Source organism: Pseudomonas sp. LH1G9 (genome assembly GCF_002949975.1).
Classification (GTDB): Bacteria; Pseudomonadota; Gammaproteobacteria; order Pseudomonadales; family Pseudomonadaceae; genus Aquipseudomonas; species Aquipseudomonas veronii.
In genome coordinates, this window is the sequence record NZ_CP026880.1 from 2,378,270 (window position 1) to 2,398,922 (window position 20,653).

A 20,653-nucleotide genomic window follows, 5' to 3' on the forward strand; every position below is an offset into this window, starting at 1 on the left:
TGTTATTCGAAATGCACACGGGCCTGCTGGGCCAAGCCATCGTGATTACCGGCCCACAGCTCTGCCACGCCGGCTTGGCTGATACGCCCGGCGACTTCAAACGGTTGCGCAGCGATCAGCGGGCGCACGCCGCGATAGTCGAAACGGCGCACCGTGGCGCGGGGATGGGCCCGACAAAAGGCGCGCAGGCTCAACGTGGCGATCAACGGCCCATGCACCACTAGGCCCGAATAGCCTTCCGTGCCGGTGACGTAGGGATAGTCGTAGTGAATGCGGTGGCCGTTGAAAGTCACAGCGCTGTAGCGGAACAGCAGGGTCGGCGTCGGCTCGATCGCTTCGCACCACTCACCCGCCGCCAGCGCAGCGCCGTTGCCCGGCTTGGGTGGGGTCGGTTCGCGGTAGACGATGTCTTGTTCTTCGCGGATCGCCAGGCGGCCGTCCTGGGTGTAGTCATGGCGCACGGTGACAAACAGCAACGCACCGGTGCGGCCGGTTTTTTCTTCGACCTGGGTGATGGTCGACACACGGCTGGCCGCCTCGCCAGCGCGCAGCGGATGCAGGAACTCGAGACGCCCACCGGCCCACATGCGATTGCGGTTATCCGCCGGCGGCAGGAAGCCGCCACGGGCCGGGTGGCCGTCGGTGCCCAGGGCCGATTCCGGCAGCGGGTCCTGGAAGAAACACCATTGCCACAACGGCGGCACCGCCGCGCCGTGTTCGGGCACGGGCTCGCCGAATGTCGCGGCGATGCGTGTGAGCAGGTTGTGGCTCAGGTGGTCGTGGGCCGTTTCGCTTCGGCCGATCCAATCAGTGGCGCTCATCGGGTGCAGGTCCTCGGGCTGTGAATGTGTGCCCCGGATCATGCAAGCGCTCGACCGTTCTGAGAATTTGCATTTCAATAAGCCAGCGTTCGGCTATGCTGAACGCCACGCATTGATGGGCAACGGGCTTGCTTCGGTTGGTTGGCATTTTCATCGCCGGCACACTGTCAGCGCAGGCAAGCCCCGCACCGCCGCTGCACCGAACAGCCCTGTCCACCCCGGAGCCGCCATGCACTTCGATCTCGCTGACCTGCGCCTGTTTATCCATATCGCCGAATCACCCAGCCTGACCCAGGGTGCCAAGCGCGCCTTCCTCTCGCCGGCGGCTGCGAGTGCGCGCATCAAGGCCCTGGAAGGCCAGTTGGAAACACGTCTGTTGTACCGCGACAGCCGCGGTGTGGAGATCACCCCGGCAGGCGAGCGGCTGCTGCACCATGCGCGACTGATCATGCGCCAGGTGGACTACCTGAAAAGTGAGTTCACCCAATACGGCGTCGACTCTGCCGGGCATATCCGCATCTTCGCCAACACCACGGCGGTCACTGAGTTTCTTCCCGAAGTGTTGGCCGGTTTCCTCTCCCAGCGGCCTGGTGTCACTGTCGACCTGCAGGAGCGCCTGTCCCGCGACATCGTGCGCGGCGTGCTCGATGGCACCAGCGACATGGGCATCATCGCCGGCCCTGTGGAGGCCGCGGGCCTGCAGGTGCTGCACTTCAGCACCGATAAACTGGTATTGATGGTGCCCGTGGGCCACCCCTTGGCGGACCAACCCTCGGTGACGCTGGAACAGACCCTCGCCTACCAGCATATCGGCCTGCACGAAGGCAGCACCTTGCTGAGCTTCCTGCGCGAGCACGTCGAGCGGGTCGGCAAGCAGTTGTCGCTGCGCATCCAAATGTCGAGTTTCGAGGCGATCTGCCGGATGGTCGAGGCGGGCGTGGGCATTGGCATCATCCCGGAATCCGCCGCCTTGCGGCACAGCCGGACCATGCAGTTGGTGGCGGTGAAACTGAATGAGCCATGGGCGATTCGCGAGCGCAGTATCCTGGTGCGCGAACTGGAAGCGCTGCCGGGGACCATTCGTGCCCTGATCGCGACCTTGATGCCGCAAAGCGCCTAGACTCCAGAGTCACCTTGCCAGAGGAGACTGCCCATGCAACTCGAAGGTTCCTGCCATTGCGGCGCTGTGACGTTCAGCCTGACCAGCGCCCACCCCTACCCTTACCAGCGCTGCTATTGCTCGATTTGCCGCAAGACCCAGGGTGGCGGCGGTTACGCGATCAACCTCGCGGGCGACAGCAACAGCCTGAAAGTGCGCGGGCGCAAGCTGATCTCGATCTACCACGCCAGGCTCAAGCCCGAAGGCGCCAGCCGCGCCCATGCCAGCAGCGCCGAACGGCATTTCTGTTCACAATGCGGCAGCGCGCTATGGCTGTTCAGCCCGCAGTGGCCGGAGCTGATCCATCCGTTTGCCTCGGCCATCGACACACCGTTGCCGGTGCCGCCACAGCACACGCACCTGATGCTCGGTTCCAAGGCGCCCTGGGTCGAAGTCAGCGTGCGCAAGGGCGACCTGCAGTTCGATGAATACCCGGAAGAATCGATCGCGCAGTGGCATGAGCGGTTGGGGTTGGCGCGTTAACAGTCTTTGACAGTTTTCCGACAAAGCTTGCAAAGATTGTCGGACAGCCCTTCCCTAGCATTCGAGCATCCAAACAGCCATCCGGGTGCTCTTCATGTTTCGCACATTGCGCGGTATTCCGCTGCTGGGCTGCCTGCTCGGCAGTATCGGTTGCCATGGTCAACCGCCTGCCCCGCCGCCGATCCCCAACGGCGACTACAACGCGATCATTCGCTATCTACAAACCCGCATTCCGTGGGAGATGGCTCGGGAGCAGGTGCCCGGGCTGTCCATCGCCCTGGTCAATGGCCAAGAGTTGATCTGGGCCAGTGGTTTCGGCGTGGCCGACAAGGCCCGGGGCGTACCGGTGACGCCGAATACGGCATTTCGCGCCGGCGCGATCTCCAAGCTCCTCACCGCCACCGCCGCGCTGCAACAGGTGGAACAACAGCAACTGGCCCTTGACGCACCGATCCAGCAAACCTTGCGCGAGTTCTATGTGCGCTCGCGCTTCCATGACGACCAGGCCGACGCCGACCGCGCCATCACCCTGCGCCGCTTGCTCAGTCATCAGTCGGGCTTGCCCAGCGAACACCTGCGCGGCCTGCGCAACACCTTCGCCATGGGCCAGATGCCAATGCGTATGTCGGGCGTGTGGCTGAGCACCCCGCCGGGTTCGCAGGTGGCGTACTCGAATCTCGGCTATGCGCTGGTGGGCGCGGCTATCGAACGCAGCAGCGGCAAGGCATTCGAGACCCAGTTGCAAAACAGCCTGTTCAAGCCGTTGAAGATGAACCAATCGAGTTTTGTCGGCGTCAGCGCGCACGTGCCCCACCGCGCGCTCGGCTATCAGGACGGCAGCGCGAGCACCGATGCCCAGGTGCGCGACCTCGCCGCCAGCGGCTTGTGGACCAGCCCCAAGGACCTCAGCCGCTACGTACAGATGCTGTTCGCGCAAGGCCTCTACAACGACACCCGCGTAATGGACCGCGCTTCCATCGAGCAGATGTTTACCCAACAAAATATCGGCAACGTGCTGGACTTCGATTGCCAGATGGGCCTGGGCTGGTTTCTCTCGCCCTGTGGCGACAAGCCGGTCAGCCCCGGCATACGCACGTTCCAGCACAGCGGCGGGGGCGACGATTTTGCCGCGCAGGTGACGGTGCTGCCGGACCAGCAGTTGGCAGTGATCATCATGGCCAACGACAGCAACGCCGAAGACATGGTGGTCGCGCTGAGCACCGACACCCTGCGCCTGATGCTCCAGGCGCAAACCGGCGCGCCGGTATGCGCCGACGACTGCCAGGCGCCCAAGCACGGGGGTAAGTTGCGCCAGGTGCCCGCCGCCATCGACCGTAAGCGCCTGGCCGGGTTCTACGCCACGGCCTGGGGCGTATTCCGGATCAGGGATACCCCTACGCGATTGTCCGGCGAGTTGGCCGGATACACCTTCGAACTGCTGCGCGATGAAGACGGCTGGTTGCGCGCGCAGCAAAAAGTCCTGGGGTTCTGGCTCAAGGATCTCGGCGGGCTGGGCCGCGTGCAACTGGACGTGGTGACGGTGCAAGGCCGGCAGATACTCACCGCGCGCAGTCACGGCCAGCGGGTGGCCGTGGGCGAACGCATCGACCCGCTGCCCCTGCCACTGGCCTGGGCCGACACCGTCGGCACCTATCAAGTGCTCAGCACCCACGAACCCGACGCGCCACTCAGCGGCATCAGCGTGCGCCTGGAAGAAGGCTTCCTGGTGATTCGCGGCCAACTGCACGACAAGCCGCTGACCGATTACATCCTGCTGCCCGTGGACCACGCCCATGCCGTGCTTGCCGGCAACGGCTATGGCCTGGGCGACACCGTCAGCCGCCAGGTCAACGGCCTCAGCGCCTCGGGCTACGCCTTCAAACGCACGCAGTCGCCCCATAAGCCCTTGATTTTCTAACCATGGATGCACCTGCTTATGCGCTCGAAACACCTTTGCCTGTCCATCAGCTCAGTGTGCCTGTTGAGGGCGCCGACAAGGCCCTGGGAGAAATCAAATCGCGCACGCAATTGGGCGTGAGTGCCAGCTATGACTTGGGTGGTGTGACTGTCGGCACAGCAGTCTGCGGCTTTTTGCAATCGCCCTCCCGTACCTGATCTCCGCCCAAAAAACCTTATTCGGTATACGCCCAACTCATCCGAAACGACGCCCCGCCCCACTCCGAATCGACTACTTGGACCTGCCCGCCATGCCATTGGCAAACCCGTTGCACCAGCGCCAGGCCGAGGCCGAAGCCGCCGGTGCGGCGGTCGCGGCTGGCGTCGAGGCGGATGAACGGCTGGAAGATCTTCGCCCGGCCTTCCTCGGGGATGCCGGGGCCGTCATCGCAGACCCGCACTTCATAACCACTGCCGAACTTGACCAGCGACACTTCCACGCGGCGGTCGGCGTAACGAATGGCGTTGCGCAGCAGGTTGATCACCGCACGCGCCATGAAGCGCGGTTCGATCTGGATAACGTCGACTTCACAGGTACGCAAGGACAACTGCACGCCTTCCGCCTCGGCCTCCAGGGCCACGCTGCCGATCACACTGTCGAGCCAGCTGTGGGCCTCGATATTTTCCTGCGTGACCTGGGTGGCGCCGCGCTCCAGGCTGGCGTAGGTCAACAATTCAGAGACCATTTCCTCCAACTCGCCAAGGTCGGCATACATGTCGGTGATCAGTGCGAGGCTCTGCCGGGGATCGGCCTGTTGTTTGAGCTGGTCGAGCTCGAACGACAGGCGCGCGATGGGCGTGCGCAGTTCGTGGGAGACCGCGTTGGTCAACTCACGCTGGTTGGCGATCAGGCTCTCGATGCGTTCGGCCATCTGGTTGAAGTGCCCGGCCAGTTCGCGCACGGTGGAGCGACGCGGCAGCAGGATGCGCGAGCCGAGGTCGTTATCGCCGAAGCGCTGGGCGGCCAGGCGGATATGCTCCAGGTCGCGCCAATGCGGGCGCACCCAAAAATACAGCACGATAGCCAGGCACAGTCCGAGAAAGCCGTAGACCCACATGTACATCCATTTGGGTTCTTCCGGCAGTTTGATTTCCAGCAACTGCATGCCACTGTCGATGCGGGAGAGGAACTCCTTGAAGTCCCCGCGCACCACCAGCAAGCCGTCGTCCAGCAGCTTTTTTTCACGCTCGGACAGCCCCAGGGCTTCGCTTTCAACCAGCTTCAGGTGCAGCCCGTAATGGGGTTGCAATTCGGCCAAGCGGGCTTGCCGCGCTTCGCCGACATGCGGCCGCAGTTGTTCGACCAGGCCATAGGCCGGGCCGCGCACGGCCTCGCGGCTATAGGTTTCGTCGGTTTCGGGCAGCAACTCGTCGAACGTGTAGTTGACCAGCCAGATCGCTCCCGCCAGGCCCAGGGCCAGAATCACATACAGGCGTAGAAACAGGCGCAGCATCTAGACCTCCCACGCAAACGGATTGAACAGATAACCCTTGCCCCAGATAGTCTTGATGCACACCGGCTCACGGGGGTTATCGTTGAGCTTGCCGCGCAGTTTGCTGATGTACACGTCGACGCTGCGGTTCAGGCCATCAAAGGCGATGCCGCGCATGCGGTTGAGGATGTCATCGCGCGAGAGGATCTTGCCGGCGCTGCTGGCCAGCAACCACAACAGTTCGAACTCCATGGTGGTGAGGTCGATCTTCTCGCCGCCCAGGCTGACCACCCGGCAACTGCGGTCAATGACCAGGCGCCCGAACTCGATGGCGCCGCGCACCGTCGGCTCCGGCGCCTGGCGCCGTTGCAACGCTCGCAGGCGGGCCAGCAGCACCGGCGGTTTGATCGGTTTGATCACATAGTCGTCGGCGCCGGACTCCAGGCCGAGAATGTGGTCCAGGTCGTCTTCCTTGGCGGTGAGGATCACGATCGGCGTGTCGGACACCGCGCGAATCGCGCGACACACATGCAAGCCGCTCTGGCCCGGCAGCATCAGGTCGAGCACGACAATCTTGGGCTTGAAGTCAAGAAAGGCCGCCAAGGCCGCATCACCGCGATGCACCGCCCGTACCTCAAAACCGTGCTGTGCCAGAAAGTGCGCGATCAGCCCTGCCAGCTTCTCATCGTCCTCAACGAGCAATACCTTGCCCAGCCCCAGGTTTTCCATAAGTTCTCAGTGCACAACGCGGATTGAAGTGCGCGCATTATAGGTGGCAAGTTGCCCGCCGGCAGCGCTTGGCCGGCCACACGCGATGAAGCTTCATGCTTTTAAGAGTTTTTAACAAATAGCCTGCAATTTTTAACGCCGTCACCGAGCGTTGTATGCGCAGCCGTCGCCTCAGGCTGGCACGCCACTGTGAAAGCGGAACTCGACGTCGGGGGACTCGATCAGTTCCTGCTCGGCCGCCCTCACCCGCTCGATCACCTGGGCAATATCCTTGGCCTCGCCATACTGATAAGCCAGTTTCAAGTAACCCTGGTAGTGCCGCGCCTCGCTTTTGAGCAGGCCGAAGTAGAACTTGCCGAGTTCTTCGTCCAAATGTGGCACCAGCGCCTCGAAACGCTCGCAACTGCGCGCCTCGATAAAGGCGCCGACCACCAGGGTGTCCACCAGTTTGACCGGCTCGTGGCTGCGCACCACCTTGCGCAAGCCCGAGGCATAACGCCCGGCGTGCAACTGACGCAGCGCGACCTTGCGCTTCTTCATCAGGCGCATGACCTGTTCGTGATGGACCAGCTCTTCCCGGGCCAGGCGCGACATCATATTGATCAAGTCGACATGGCTGTGATACTTAGCGATCAGGCTCAAGGCAGTGCTGGCGGCCTTGAATTCGCAGTTCTTGTGGTCGATCAGCAGGGTTTCCTGATCGGCCAACGCGGCCTGGACCCAGGCGTCAGGGGTGGGGCAACCGAGGAATTCGTGGATTTCGGGCAGGTTCATCGGGCTCACGGGCAAAGGATCACAAAAGGTCGCCGATTATACCGACCGCGCCGCAGACCACCAGCCGCTGGCCTTGATGTGCATCAACATGACGTCTGGCGGGCAGCAACTATAGTTGTTCAACGCCCCCTTTCTGGAGAGTCCCGATCATGCAAGCCATCCGCAGCATCCTGGTGGTCCTTGAGCCCGAGCATTCGGAAAGCCTGGCCCTCAAACGCGCCAAACTGATCGCCGGGACCACCGGCGCGCGCCTGCACCTGCTGGTGTGCGACAAGAAACATGAGCATTCGGCGCTGTTGAGCCTGCTCAAGTCCGGCCTGACCGAAGACGGCTACAGCGTCACCACCGAACAGGCGTGGAATACCAGCCTGCATGAAACCATCATCGAGGTGCAGCAGGCCGAAGGCTGTGGCCTGGTGATCAAGCAGCACTACCCCGACAGCCCGCTGAAAAAGGCGCTCCTGACCCCGGCCGACTGGAAGCTGTTGCGCTACTGCCCGGTGCCGGTGCTGCTGGTCAAGACAGCAACGCCATGGAACGACGGCGTCATTCTCGCCGCCATCGATGTAGGCAATACCGACACCGAGCATCGTGCGCTGCACCACATGATCATCGACTACGGCTTCGACATCGCCAGCCTGGCCAAGGCGTCACTGCATGTCATCAGCGCCCATCCATCGCCAATGCTCTCGGCCGGCGACCCGGTGTTTCAGCTCAAGGAAACCATCGAGGCGCGTTATCGCGAGCAGTGCAAGGCATTCCAGGCCACGTTCGATATCGACGACGCCCACCTGCATATCGAAGAAGGCCCGGCGGATGTGCTGATTCCCCATGCCGCCTACACCTTGAAAGCCGCAGTGACGATCATCGGCACCGTGGCGCGCACCGGGCTGACCGGCGCGCTGATCGGCAATACGGCGGAAGTGGTGCTCGATGCGCTGGAAAGCGACGTGCTGGTGCTCAAGCCCCAGGCACTGACGGATCAACTGGAAAAGCTGGCCAACAAAGCCTGATCGTCAGGCGCCCAACACATCCTTGAGAAACCCCGGCGCGATATAGCGCTGGTAGTGCGCCTCGGACAGGATGAAAAACTCACGGTCGATGGCATCGCGCAGCTGCGGCAGGTTCCACTCGCGGAACTCCGGCAGCAGCACCATGCCATAGGCCTCCAGGTTGGAAATCACCCGTGCCCCGCGGGCGATCAACTGGTAGGCCCAGCAGTACTCGGACTGGTGCGGCACAAAGCGGATCTTGCGTTGCTCCAGCTGGCTGCGCAGAGTCTTGGGGTCGAAAACCTCCAGCTTGCCGGCCATGACCTGCACCAACAGTTGCTCGAGCCGCAGCCACACCGCACGTTTTTCTTCTTCGTTATAGCCGTTCCACTGGATCACTTCGTGGTGGAAACGCTTGCAGCCGCGACACACGAGGTCACCGTAAACCGTGGAGCACAGGCCTACGCAGGGGGTCTTGATGGCTTGGTTGGACATGGGCGGCAACACGCAAATCAGCGAAACAGGGCGCCATGTTAGCCCTTTGTCTAAGGTTGATCACCCAGCAAACTTGGCTTGGCAACTTACGTTTAGAATTTTTTTGCCGTAGAATCATCCGGCCTTATAAGGCGCCAATAATCCGCTGGAAGCTGTTTTCAAAGCGTCACGAGCACAGTCGTTCCTTCAGAACGGTGTTGGCGATGGTCAATGACCCGGCAGGTCAAGCCAGCGCCAACCCTCATCAGCTCCGTTCTGCAGGCGTAAAACTTTGAAAGCAGCTTCTGTGAGGAATGTCGGCAGCGCTGGCTTTGCGGCCCAAAAAGCCCCCGAGCGCATGCGTGCCGTTCATTTCTGGATGAGCGTCCCGTGGGACCACTGATGAGGGTAATAACTGTGCTTGAAGCCTACCGCAAACATATCGAAGAGCGTGCAGCCCTGGGTATTGTTCCCCAGCCGCTTAATGCCGAACAAACCGCAGGCCTGGTCGAGCTGCTGAAAAATCCCCCGGCTGGCGAAGAAGAATTCCTCGTTGACCTGATCACCAACCGCATTCCACCAGGCGTTGACGAAGCTGCCTACGTCAAAGCCGGTTTCCTGTCTGCCCTGGCCAAGGGCGAAGCCACTTCTCCCCTGATCGACAAGAAACGCGCCGTTGAACTGCTTGGCACCATGCAAGGCGGCTACAACATCGTGACCCTGGTCGAGCTGCTCGACAACGCCGAACTGGCGCCTGTTGCCGCCGCTCAACTCAAGCACACCCTGCTGATGTTCGATGCGTTCCACGACGTGGCTGAAAAAGCCAAGGCCGGCAACGCACACGCCAAGGCCGTGATCCAGTCCTGGGCCGACGGCGAGTGGTTCAAGAACCGTCCGACCCTGGCCGACAAGATCAGCCTGCGCGTGTTCAAGGTCTCCGGCGAAACCAACACCGACGACCTGTCGCCTGCGCCGGACGCCTGGTCCCGCCCTGACATCCCGCTGCACGCCCTGGCCATGCTGAAAATGGCTCGCGACGGCATCGTGCCGGACGAGCAAGGCAAGACCGGCCCGATGAAGCAGATCGAAGAAATGCGCGGTCAAGGCTTCCCGATCGCCTATGTCGGTGACGTGGTCGGTACCGGTTCGTCGCGTAAATCGGCAACCAACTCCGTACTGTGGTTCTTCGGCGACGACGTTCCTTACGTGCCGAACAAGCGTGCTGGCGGCTTCTGCTTCGGCAGCAAGATCGCTCCGATCTTCTACAACACCATGGAAGATGCTGGCGCACTGCCGATCGAATTCGACGTCACCAACATGAACATGGGCGACGTGATCGACCTGTACCCGCATGCTGGCAAAGTCTGCAAGCACGGTACCGATGAAGTCCTGACCACCTTCGAAATGAAGACCCCGGTGCTGTTGGACGAAGTCCGTGCCGGCGGCCGTATCCCGCTGATCATCGGCCGTGGCCTGACCGAGAAGGCGCGTGCCGAACTGGGTCTGCCACCGTCCGACCTGTTCAAGAAGCCGGAAGCTCCGGCCGAAAGCACCAAGGGTTTCACCCTGGCGCAGAAGATGGTCGGCAAGGCATGCGGCGTGACTGGCGTTCGTCCAGGCACCTACTGCGAGCCTAAGATGACCACCGTGGGTTCCCAGGACACCACCGGTCCTATGACCCGTGACGAACTGAAAGACCTGGCGTGCCTGGGCTTCTCGACCGATCTGGTGATGCAGTCTTTCTGCCACACCGCGGCGTATCCTAAGCCGATCGACGTGACCACCCACCACACCCTGCCTGACTTCATCATGACTCGTGGCGGCGTGTCGCTGCGCCCAGGCGACGGCATCATCCACAGCTGGCTGAACCGCATGCTGCTGCCGGACACCGTCGGCACCGGTGGTGACTCCCACACCCGTTTCCCGATGGGCATTTCGTTCCCGGCCGGTTCCGGCCTGGTAGCGTTCGCCGCAGCCACTGGCGTGATGCCACTGGACATGCCGGAATCGATCCTGGTGCGCTTCAAAGGCAAAATGCAACCTGGCATCACCCTGCGTGACCTGGTTCATGCCATTCCTTACTACGCGATCCAGGCTGGCCTGCTGACCGTAGAGAAGAAAGGCAAGAAGAACGCCTTCTCCGGCCGCATCCTGGAAATCGAAGGCCTGGACAACCTGAGCATCGAACAAGCTTTCGAGCTGTCCGACGCCTCGGCTGAACGTTCGGCTGCCGGTTGCACCATCAAGCTGTCGAAAGAGTCGATCACCGAGTACCTGAACTCCAACATCACCCTGCTGCGCTGGATGATCGGCGAAGGCTACGGCGATGCACGTACCCTGGAACGTCGCGCCCAAGCGATGGAAGCCTGGGTTGCCAACCCGGAGCTGATGGTGGCCGATGCCGACGCGGAATACGCCGAAATCATCGAGATCGACCTGGCCGACATCAAGGAGCCTGTGCTCTGCGCGCCAAACGACCCGGACGACGCCCGTCTGCTGTCCAGCGTTGCTGGCGAGAAGATCGACGAAGTGTTCATCGGTTCGTGCATGACCAACATCGGTCACTTCCGCGCTGCCGGTAAACTGCTGGATCAGGTCAAGGGTCAGCTGCCAACCCGTCTGTGGCTGTCGCCGCCGACCAAGATGGACGCTCACCAACTGACCGAAGAAGGCTACTACGGCATCTACGGCAAGGCTGGCGCGCGCATGGAAATGCCGGGCTGCTCGCTGTGCATGGGTAACCAGGCACGTGTAGAACCGAATTCGACCGTCGTGTCGACTTCGACCCGTAACTTCCCGAACCGTCTGGGCGATGGCGCCAACGTCTACCTGGCTTCGGCCGAGCTGGCGTCGGTGGCTTCGATCCTGGGTCGCCTGCCGACCGTCGAGGAGTACATGGAATACGCCGCGAAGATCAACACCATGGCCAGCGATGTGTATCGCTACCTGAGTTTCGATCAGATCGCCGAGTTCCGTGAAAGCGCTGCAAACGCCAACATCCCGGTGCTGCAAGCCTAAGGGTGTGTTGATGTAAAGGACGCCGCGTATCGCAAGATACGCGGCGTTTTTTTATGCCTGGGGATGGCTGTGCAACGCCAGTTGCACCGCACCATCGACGCTCAAGCCGCTGAGCAACACCTCGGGCGCCTGGGCCTCGGGCAGCGCCTGCAAGACTTCATGGGCGTCATGGCGCACCCGCGCCAGCACCAATTGCTTGCCCTCCCCGCGCACCTGGGCAAAAAAAGCGGCCAGCGCTTCGACGCTGGTGCCGTCGAGGTCGGGGGACTCTTCCAGGCTCAACACCACCGTCTGCGCGGATGACTGACGCATCAGGCGCAGAGCGGCGCCGAGGATGCGCTCGGCATTCGCAAAAAACAGCGCCTCGCTTGGCCGTATGATCAACACGCCGGGAACGGTCAGCGCATCGGCATGGTGTTGACGGTCCACGAAGTCATGAGTGTCGCCCAGGCGCCCAAGCACCTGGATATCCGCCGCCGACATCTGGCGCAACATCAACACCACGCTGATCCCGACCGACAACAACAAACCATCCAGCACGCCGAGCACCAGCACCGCCGCCACCGCACACACCACCAGCAAACGGTCGCGTCGCCACAGGAAGTAACGCCCCAGGGGCTGCAGGCTCAAACCCCGGCCCAGGGCATAGATGACCACCGCCGCCAACACCGGCTCCGGCGTGAGCGCAACATACGGCAGCACCGTCAACACAATCGCCAGGATCACCAGCGCCGCGACGATCCCCGCCAAACGCGAATAGGCGCCAGCCGCCTCATTCGCCGAGGTCGCCGAATACCCGGCGCCCGTCGGCATGCCGTGGAACAACCCAGACACCAGGTTGGCCGCGCCCAGCGCCAGCAAGTCGCGGTTGGACGACACCCGGTCGCCGTGCTTGAGAGCGAACGAACTGATGGACCCGTAGGACTCTGCGTACAAAATCATGACCAACGCAAACGCCAACTCACCCAGGCGCAGCCAATCGGCAAACGGCAGTACCGGCAAATGCCCCAGCTCCAGGCGCAGGTCGATCAGGCCGATCAGCGCGACGCCGTGGGCCTGCAGGTTCAGGCTCTGGCCGGCAATAACGCCGAGCACGATCACCACCAGCCCGCCGGGCAGGCGCGGAACGCGGGCGCATAACCACAACACCAGCAAGGCCACCGCAGCCACCAGCGCGGCGGGCCAGTTCCAGTGCGGCAGCTGCTCCAGCAACTGCGGCAGGAAGCGGATCAGGTTGTTATCGGTCAGTTGGACGCCCACCACACTGGCCAGTTGCTTGAGGATGATGGTCAACGCCAGCCCGAAGGCAAACCCACGCAACACTGGCTTGGCAATAAACGAAGTGACGCCACCGAGCTTGAACAGCCCGGCCAGCAGAAAAAACACGCCAATGATCAGCACCAGCCCGAAGGCCAGGGACAGCCTCAGCGCCGGGTCATCCCCCGCCAGGCTGGCCGTTGCCGCCGCCAACACCGCTGCCGACGACGAAGTCGCCGAGACGATCGCGAAACGGCTGGTGCCGAACAGGCCGTAGCACACCAGCCCGGCAAACAAGGCAATCACACCGGCCTGGGGCGGGAGCGCGGCAATGCTGGAATAGGCCACCGCCTCCGGCAACAGCAAACCGGCAATCGATAAGCCGGCAATTATGTCCTGGGTTCGCTTCGACGCAACGACAACGGGCGTATCGGTTTCAGTTTTCAATCGGCCCCATCCATCCTGGCTAAAAATGTGTTCCAGCTTAGCGCCCATTGCCGCGCGACGGTTGCGCCGCGTCAGGTTTTCCGAGCGAAAAAAAGGCCGACTCGCCACGCGTGCGAATCGGCCCTGTTCGGTGCAGCGTGCGGTCAGGAGAGCAGCGAGTAAATCAGCGCAGTAATCGCCACCAGGCCGACCGCCGTGACAAACACGTTGGACGCCTGCCCGCGGTACTTGGCCATCGCCGGCACCTTGCGGATCGCGTACATCGGCATCAGGAACAGGATCGACGCAATGATCGGCCCGCCCAATGTCTCGATCATGCGAAGGATGCTCGGATTGAGCGTGGCGACGATCCAGCACACCACCAACATGAAGGAGGCGGTCATGCGGTCCAGGGTCTTCGGTGCCGGACGCCGGCCGGTTTTCGCGACCAGGCCCTTGAGGCCTTCACTGGCGCCGATGTAATGGCCCAGGAACGACTTGGCAATCGCCACGAACGCAATCAGCGGCGCGGCGAAGGCGATGGTCCGGTTGTCGAAGTGGTTGGCCAGGTACGACAGGATCGACAGGTTCTGTGCTTTCGCTTCAGCCAGTTGCGCCGGCGACAGGGTCAGCACGCAACTGAACACGAAGAACAGCACCATCGCAACCATCAACAGGTGCGCGCGCGACAGGATCTGCGAACTGCGCTCATCGGCATGCGCGCCGTACTGGCGCTTCTGGTCCACCGCAAAGGCCGAGATGATCGGCGAATGGTTGAACGAGAACACCATCACCGGAATCGCCAGCCACAAGGTGTTGAGCAACGCCGAAGGCGCCGGGACCACGTTGGCGGTGCTGAGGATGCCGCCGTTCCAGTGCGGGATCAGGTACACCGCCAGGAACAGCAAGGCGACGATGAACGGGTACACCATCAGGCTCATGGCCTTGACGATCGCCTGCTCACCGCAACGCACCACGGCCAGCAGGCCGAGGATCAGCACAAACGCCAGGATCGCCCGTGGCGGCGGCATGATGTGCAACTGGTGCTCCATGAAGCTGCCGACGGTATTGGTCAGCGCCACGCTGTAGATCAGCAGGATCGGGAAAATCGCCAGGAAGTACAGCAAGGTGATCAGCGCGCCAGCCTTGACGCCGAAATGCTCTTCGACCACGTCGGTGATGTCGGAACCTTCACGGCCGGACAGCACGAAACGCGTCAGGCCACGGTGGGCAAAGAACGTCATCGGGAAGGCCAGCAGCGCCAGGATCACCAGCGGCCAGAAGCCGCCGAGGCCGGCGTTGATAGGTAGAAACAAAGTGCCGGCACCAATCGCCGTGCCAAACAAGCCAAGCATCCAGGTGGTGTCCTGACGGCTCCAGCTTGTAAGGATTACAGGTGTCGTGACATAGCGTTCGTCGACGCTATTGGCCTGATCATTCATCCAGTCGGATCTCCGCATTTCCACAGCCGGCACGAGTCAGAAAAACCTGACAGGCAGCGCCCCGGCTATAACAGGGGCGCGATTGTCCGGGATTCTTTTAAATAAGCAAAGGCTTAGCTGAGGAATGGTTAAGCGGTGCAGAGGCTCAAGGACGAGGTTGTCGGCTATTTTTTTGCGCGCTTGGCGTGAAGAGCCCCCTGGGTAGTCGCGTGTCAGACGAGTCCCTTGTGGATGCCCGAAACATCGTCACGCCTTATAAGAAGTTGCCTGCAACGCTTGACAGCCAAACTTATGCCCCAGCATGATCGGCCATGAACCTTTTTCAGCAGCACCTCACCCGCACCACCACCACGACCGCTTCCGGCGGGTCGTGCGGTTGCTGTGGGTGCTTGAACTAGACACCTCACGGATTCAACCCAAGGCCCCGCCAGCAATGGACGGGGCCTTTTTTATTGCGCCGCCATCCGGCACGCGAAAGGAGCAACACCATGGCTGACGCCCTGCTGATCATCGATATGCAAACCGGCCTGTACGCTGGCCCGGACCACCCCTTCGAACGCGAACGGGTGCTGCAGACCATCAACCAACTGATCGGGCGCGCCCGCCACGCCGGCGCACCGATCTTCGTCGCCCGCCACACAGGCCCGGCGGGCTCCGCGATTGCTGCGGGCAGCCCGTATTGGCAGGTGTGGCACGAGCTGGATGTCGATGAGGCGCGTGACCAGTTCTTCAATAAAACCCGGCCCAGTTGTTTCCTCGGCACCGATCTGGCGCAGCGACTGCGCGCGATGCAGCTCAATGAGCTGGTGATTGTCGGGATGAAAACCCAGTTCTGCATCGATACCACTTGCCGCGTCGCAGTCGAACTGGGGTTCTCGGTGATACTGCCCGAAGACGGCCACACCTGCATGGACACTGCAACGCTGTCGGCGGCGGCGATCATCGAACATCACAATGCCACGTTGGCCGGGGCGTTTGTGCAACGCGTGAGCGCCGCCGCGATCAGTTTCTGACAACGCAAATACCGTAGGCACGAGCTTGCTGGGCGCGCGTCGCCCTCAACACCTGCAAGCTCGGCCCTACGACGATTTTTCTGCCACGGCAAAGCGATTTTGCTGACAAATCCCGCATACTCTTGCTCTCAAAACCTTCAGGAAGAGCCGTCCGATGACAACCACTGTTCTGGTCCTGGTCGAAACCATCAACGAATACCTGCCCATCATCGAAAGCAATGACTTTCATGTGATCCTGGCACCGACGCCCGCCGAACGCGCCCAGGCCATCAAGGCCCACGGCGGGCAGATCAAGGCCGTACTGACGCGTGGCCCGCTGGGCCTGTATGCCGAAGAAATCGCCGCGCTGCCATTGCTGGAGATCATCTGCGTGATCGGTGCCGGCTATGAGCATGTCGACCTGCAGGCGGCAAGCAACCGCGGAATCGTGGTGACCAACGGCGCCGGGGTGAACGCGCCTTCGGTGGCGGACCATGCCATGGCCTTGCTGCTGTCATTGGTGCGCGGCATTCCGCAAACGGACGCGGCAGTGCGCCACGGCGAGTGGCCCAAAGTGATGCGCCCTTCCCTGGGCGGCAAGCAACTGGGGATTCTCGGCCTCGGCGCGGTGGGCCTGGAGATCGCCAAGCGCGCCGCCCTCGGGTTCGGCATGCAGGTGAGTTACCACAACCGCCAGCCGCGCGATGACGTGGACTACATCTATTGCTCGACCGCCGTGGAGCTGGCACACACCTCGGACTTCCTGATCCTGGCCACGCCCGGCGGCCCGGGCACGCGCCACTTGATCGATCGGCATGCCCTGGATGCATTGGGGCCGAACGGCTACCTGGTGAATATCGGCCGTGGCAGCGTGGTGGTGACCGCCGACCTGGTCGCCGCCCTGGAACAGCGGCGTATCGGCGGCGCGGCACTGGATGTGTTCGACGACGAGCCCAAGGTGCCCGATGCCCTCAAGCGCCTGAGCAATACCGTGCTGACCTCCCATGTGGCCGGGCTGTCGCCGGAAGCCGCGCACGATACGGTGCAGCGGGTGGCCGACAACCTGCTGGAGTACTTCGCCGGCCGGTCGGTGCTGACGCCAGTCGCCTTGCCCCCGCCCGAAAAATGACCGATCAGGCACGCTGATCATCATCCAACACGCGAACCTATTAAGCCGCCCCGACCTTGTGGCCGGGCGGCTGGGCGCATTAGATTAGCCAATAGTCCGAGGCCTTTAGAATAAGCAGAAGGGATAAGCATGGCGCTGAACGACCAATCGACCCAGATCCGCCCAGGCGAAGAACTTGATGCCAGCCTGATCGATCCCTACCTCAAGGCCCATATCCCGGGCCTGAGCGGCACGCTCAAGATCAGCCAGTTCCCCGGCGGCGCGTCCAACCTGACCTACCTGCTGGAATACCCGGGCCAGGAATTCGTGCTGCGCCGCCCGCCGTTCGGGCACAAGGCCAAATCCGCCCATGACATGGGCCGCGAGTTCCGCATTCTCAATCAACTGAAAGACGGCTTTCCCTACTGCCCCAAGGCCTACGTGCATTGCACCGATGAATCGGTGATCGGCGCCGAGTTCTATGTGATGGAGCGCGTCAACGGCATCATCCTGCGCTCCGACCTGCCGGCCGAACTGGGCCTGGACGCGAGCAGGACCGAAGCGCTGTGCAAAAGCTTTATCGACAAGTTCGTCGAACTGCACCAAGTGGACTACAACGCCTGCGGCCTGGCCGACCTGGGCAAGCCCGAGGGGTACGTGGAACGCCAGATCCGCGGCTGGAGCGACCGCTACGAAAAAGCCCTGACCCCCGACGCACCTCGCTGGGAGGCCGTGCGCGCCTGGCTCAACGACAAGATGCCGGCCGACCATCCCACTTCCAGCATCGTGCATAACGACTACCGCTTCGACAACGTGATCCTCGACCCGCACAACCCGATGCAGATCATCGGCGTGCTGGACTGGGAGTTGACCACCCTCGGCGACCCACTGATGGACCTGGGCAACACCCTCGCCTACTGGATCGAAGCCGCCGACCCGGCGCCCGTGCAACTGATGCGCCGCCAGCCGAGCAACGCACCGGGCATGCTCACGCGTCGCCAGTTCGTCGACTATTACGCCGAGCGCGCCGGCCTTGAGATCGACAATTTCGACTTCTACTACACCTACGGCCTGTTCCGCCTGGCCGGCATCGTGCAGCAGATCTACTACCGTTTTTTCCATGGACAGACCCAGGACAAACGCTTTGCGCAGTTCATTCAGATGAACAAGCTGCTGGAGCAGATGAGCCTGAATGTCATCGGCAAATCCGCCCTCTGATCGACCGAGCCAAGACCCACAAGGAACCCCCATGTCCAAGACCAACCTGTTCGACCTCGACGGCAAGATCGCTTTTGTCTCCGGCGCCAGCCGTGGCATCGGTGAGGCCATCGCCAAGTTGCTGGCCCAGCAAGGCGCCCACGTGATCGTGTCCAGCCGTAAGCTGGAAGGCTGCCAGCACGTAGCGGATGCGATCATCGCCGACGGCGGCAAGGCCACTGCGGTTGCCTGCCATATCGGTGAAATGGAGCAGATCAGCCAGGTCTTCGCCGGCATCCGCGAGCAGTTCGGCCGCCTGGACATCCTAGTCAACAACGCCGCGACCAACCCGCAATTCTGCAACGTGCTGGACACCGACCTGGGCGCCTTCCAGAAAACCGTGGATGTGAATATTCGCGGCTACTTCTTCATGTCGGTGGAAGCCGGCAAGCTGATGCGCGAAAACGGCGGCGGCAGCATCATCAACGTGGCCTCGATCAACGGCATCTCGCCGGGCGTGTTCCAGGGCATCTACTCGGTGACCAAGGCCGCGGTGATCAACATGACCAAGGTGTTCGCCAAGGAATGCGCCGAATTCGGCATCCGCTGCAACGCCCTGCTGCCAGGCCTGACCGACACCAAGTTCGCCTCGGCGCTGGTGAAGAACGACGCGATCCTGAAAATGGCCCTGGCGCAGATCCCGCTCAAGCGCGTAGCGGACCCGAGCGAGATGGCCGGCGCAGTGCTGTACCTGGCCAGCGATGCATCCAGCTACACCACTGGGGTGTCGCTGAACGTGGACGGTGGTTTCCTGTCCTGACCACATAAGCAGCACAATCCGCAGGTGGGAGCAGGCCCGCTCCCACTTTTTTTATCGCGTTGTCATACAGCCCCTTTGGAGCAAACGTCGCCAGCGAGTAGTCTTGGACCGACTCAGCCCCTCAGGAAAAACATGGAACTGCACGTGATCATCAACGGCCGCAAGGACCTGGCCGAACAGCTTTACCAGCAACTGCGCGAAGCCATCGACTCCGGCCGCCTGGCCGCCGGGGCGCAACTGCCGCCCAGCCGCCTGCTGGCCGCGCAACTGGGCGTGTCACGCAAGACCGTGTCCGACACCTACGCCACCCTGACCTACGAAGGCCTGCTGGTGGGCAAGATCGGACGCGGCACGTTCGTCAACAGCCGCACTCCGCCGACCGAACGCCTGCAAACCGCCACCGACCTGGCCTGCGCCGCCAACCTGGCGAAGTGGCAGGCACTGCCCTCACCCATGCATCACCCCACGCGCGACAGTGCCCTGCGCTACGAATTCCTCGGCGGCGCCACCAGCCGCCACCAATTCCCCCAGGACGAATGGCGACGCTGCACCCAGGACGCCCTGCGCCGTATTGCCCAGAACAGTGGCCTCTACAGCCAGACCGAAGGCCTGCCGGCGTTGCGCAGCGCCATCGCCGGGCACATTGCGTTTTCCCGTGGGGTCAAATGCAGCGCCGACGACATCGTGGTCACCAACGGCGCGCAGCAGGCTCTCGACCTGATCGCCCGCGTCGTGCTGGAGCCGGGCAGCATCGTCGCCATGGAAGACCCCGGCTACACCCCGGCGCGCCAGTTGTTCATGGCGATGGGGGCAAACGTCATCGGGGTGCCCGTCGACGATCAGGGCATTCAGGTCGAGCGGATCCCCGACGGTGCGCGGCTGATCTATGTGACACCGTCCCACCAGTTCCCCCTCGGCATGCCCATGAGCCAGGCACGCCGTGAAGCCCTGCTGGCCCGTGCGTTCGAGCTGGGGGCGATGGTTATCGAAGACGACTACGACAGCGAATTCCGCTACGAAGGCCGTCCCACCGACTCCCTGCAAAACATGGACACCCGAGGCGTGGTGACTTACGTCGGCACCTTCTCCAAAACCCTGCTGCCGGAGTTGCGCCTGGGCTATGCGGTACTGCCGCCAGCCCTTTATGGCGCGGTGCTCAAGGCCAAGCAATTGACCGATCAACACAGCTCCACCTTGCCGCAATGGGCGTTGGCCAAGTTCATCAGCGAAGGCTATCTGCTCAAGCATATTCGCCGCTGCCACAGCGTGTATGCCGGGCGCCGCGAGCGCATCCTGCAGCGCCTGGCGGGCGACCTGGCGCCGTGGTTCGAAGCGGTGCCCACCGTGGCCGGCTTTCATATGGCGGCCCTGTGCAAGGTGCCGGTGAATATTGCGTTGTTGATGCAGCTGGCACGCCAGGTCGACGTGGGCCTGTACCCGCTCGACGTGTTTTTTCATGACACGCCGGTACGCCCGGGCCTGATCATCGGTTTCGGCGCGATCGAAACCCTGGACATCGACCCGGCCCTGGACAAGGTGCGCGACATTCTCCAGCAGATTGGCTAGAGGTTT

The 20,653-nt window shown here is 62.4% G+C and carries 18 protein-coding genes; 11 read left to right on the forward strand and 7 right to left on the reverse strand.

Going from position 1 to position 20,653, the window contains the following annotated elements:
- Positions 1-2 precede the first annotated feature (2 nt).
- Positions 3-821, reverse strand: a complete 819-nt coding sequence (locus tag C5F70_RS11010) for a MaoC family dehydratase N-terminal domain-containing protein (RefSeq protein ID WP_046490981.1) — start codon at positions 819-821, stop codon at positions 3-5.
- A gap of 229 nt (positions 822-1,050) precedes the next feature.
- Between C5F70_RS11010 and C5F70_RS11015 the strand changes: the two genes are divergently transcribed.
- The 4 genes from C5F70_RS11015 to C5F70_RS30795 all read left to right on the forward strand — a co-directional run bounded on the left by C5F70_RS11015 (position 1,051) and on the right by C5F70_RS30795 (position 4,578).
- Positions 1,051-1,941, forward strand: coding sequence for a LysR family transcriptional regulator (locus C5F70_RS11015; RefSeq protein ID WP_079444008.1), 891 nt, complete (start codon positions 1,051-1,053; stop codon positions 1,939-1,941).
- 33 nt (positions 1,942-1,974) lie between these two features.
- On the forward strand, positions 1,975-2,463 hold the full coding sequence (locus C5F70_RS11020) for a GFA family protein (RefSeq protein WP_104903310.1): 489 nt from the start codon (positions 1,975-1,977) through the stop codon (positions 2,461-2,463).
- Between the two features lie 94 nt (positions 2,464-2,557).
- Positions 2,558-4,381, forward strand: a complete 1,824-nt coding sequence (locus tag C5F70_RS11025; RefSeq protein ID WP_104903311.1) for a serine hydrolase — start codon at positions 2,558-2,560, stop codon at positions 4,379-4,381.
- Positions 4,382-4,383: 2 nt separating this feature from the next.
- Positions 4,384-4,578 carry a hypothetical protein gene (locus C5F70_RS30795; protein ID WP_177410554.1) on the forward strand — a complete coding sequence of 65 codons (195 nt, stop codon included), beginning with the start codon at positions 4,384-4,386 and terminating at the stop codon, positions 4,576-4,578.
- A 17-nt stretch (positions 4,579-4,595) separates the two neighbouring features.
- On the opposite strand, the gene C5F70_RS11035 is transcribed toward C5F70_RS30795, so the two are convergent.
- The 3 genes from C5F70_RS11035 to C5F70_RS11045 form a co-directional block, all read right to left on the reverse strand.
- A complete protein-coding gene (locus C5F70_RS11035) occupies positions 4,596-5,873 on the reverse strand; it encodes an ATP-binding protein (RefSeq protein WP_017846463.1) in 1,278 nt (425 codons plus the stop codon).
- The gene (locus tag C5F70_RS11040; RefSeq protein WP_017846464.1) at positions 5,874-6,581 is read right to left on the reverse strand and encodes a winged helix-turn-helix domain-containing protein; all 708 of its coding nucleotides are present in this window, start codon (positions 6,579-6,581) and stop codon (positions 5,874-5,876) included.
- A 171-nt stretch (positions 6,582-6,752) separates the two neighbouring features.
- The gene (locus C5F70_RS11045; protein WP_017846465.1) at positions 6,753-7,355 is read right to left on the reverse strand and encodes a tRNA-(ms[2]io[6]A)-hydroxylase; all 603 of its coding nucleotides are present in this window, start codon (positions 7,353-7,355) and stop codon (positions 6,753-6,755) included.
- Positions 7,356-7,504: 149 nt separating this feature from the next.
- Between C5F70_RS11045 and C5F70_RS11050 the strand changes: the two genes are divergently transcribed.
- Positions 7,505-8,368: a universal stress protein gene (locus C5F70_RS11050; protein ID WP_017846466.1), complete on the forward strand. Its 864-nt coding sequence runs from the start codon at positions 7,505-7,507 to the stop codon at positions 8,366-8,368.
- 3 nt (positions 8,369-8,371) lie between these two features.
- Here the strand turns inward: C5F70_RS11050 and C5F70_RS11055 are convergent, their stop codons facing one another.
- Entirely contained in the window at positions 8,372-8,842 is a 471-nt protein-coding gene (locus tag C5F70_RS11055; protein WP_017846467.1) for a DUF1289 domain-containing protein, read from the reverse strand.
- A 396-nt stretch (positions 8,843-9,238) separates the two neighbouring features.
- On the opposite strand from C5F70_RS11055, the gene acnB reads away from it, so the two are divergent.
- Positions 9,239-11,839 carry a bifunctional aconitate hydratase 2/2-methylisocitrate dehydratase gene (acnB, locus tag C5F70_RS11060; RefSeq protein ID WP_017846468.1) on the forward strand — a complete coding sequence of 867 codons (2,601 nt, stop codon included), beginning with the start codon at positions 9,239-9,241 and terminating at the stop codon, positions 11,837-11,839.
- 51 nt (positions 11,840-11,890) lie between these two features.
- Here the strand turns inward: acnB and C5F70_RS11065 are convergent, their stop codons facing one another.
- Positions 11,891-13,543 carry a SulP family inorganic anion transporter gene (locus tag C5F70_RS11065; RefSeq protein WP_104903312.1) on the reverse strand — a complete coding sequence of 551 codons (1,653 nt, stop codon included), beginning with the start codon at positions 13,541-13,543 and terminating at the stop codon, positions 11,891-11,893.
- A gap of 143 nt (positions 13,544-13,686) precedes the next feature.
- Positions 13,687-14,964: a serine/threonine transporter gene (locus C5F70_RS11070; RefSeq protein ID WP_046490971.1), complete on the reverse strand. Its 1,278-nt coding sequence runs from the start codon at positions 14,962-14,964 to the stop codon at positions 13,687-13,689.
- 488 nt (positions 14,965-15,452) lie between these two features.
- On the opposite strand from C5F70_RS11070, the gene C5F70_RS11075 reads away from it, so the two are divergent.
- From C5F70_RS11075 to C5F70_RS11095, 5 genes are all read left to right on the forward strand, one after another.
- The gene (locus C5F70_RS11075) at positions 15,453-15,977 is read left to right on the forward strand and encodes a cysteine hydrolase family protein (RefSeq protein ID WP_104903313.1); all 525 of its coding nucleotides are present in this window, start codon (positions 15,453-15,455) and stop codon (positions 15,975-15,977) included.
- 154 nt (positions 15,978-16,131) lie between these two features.
- Complete coding sequence (locus tag C5F70_RS11080; RefSeq protein ID WP_104903314.1) at positions 16,132-17,085, forward strand: 2-hydroxyacid dehydrogenase; 954 nt, start codon at positions 16,132-16,134, stop codon at positions 17,083-17,085.
- A gap of 129 nt (positions 17,086-17,214) precedes the next feature.
- Positions 17,215-18,282 carry a phosphotransferase family protein gene (locus tag C5F70_RS11085; protein WP_046383649.1) on the forward strand — a complete coding sequence of 356 codons (1,068 nt, stop codon included), beginning with the start codon at positions 17,215-17,217 and terminating at the stop codon, positions 18,280-18,282.
- A gap of 31 nt (positions 18,283-18,313) precedes the next feature.
- On the forward strand, positions 18,314-19,081 hold the full coding sequence (locus tag C5F70_RS11090) for an SDR family oxidoreductase (protein ID WP_017846474.1): 768 nt from the start codon (positions 18,314-18,316) through the stop codon (positions 19,079-19,081).
- Between the two features lie 132 nt (positions 19,082-19,213).
- A complete protein-coding gene (locus C5F70_RS11095; protein ID WP_046490964.1) occupies positions 19,214-20,647 on the forward strand; it encodes a PLP-dependent aminotransferase family protein in 1,434 nt (477 codons plus the stop codon).
- Positions 20,648-20,653 lie beyond the last annotated feature (6 nt).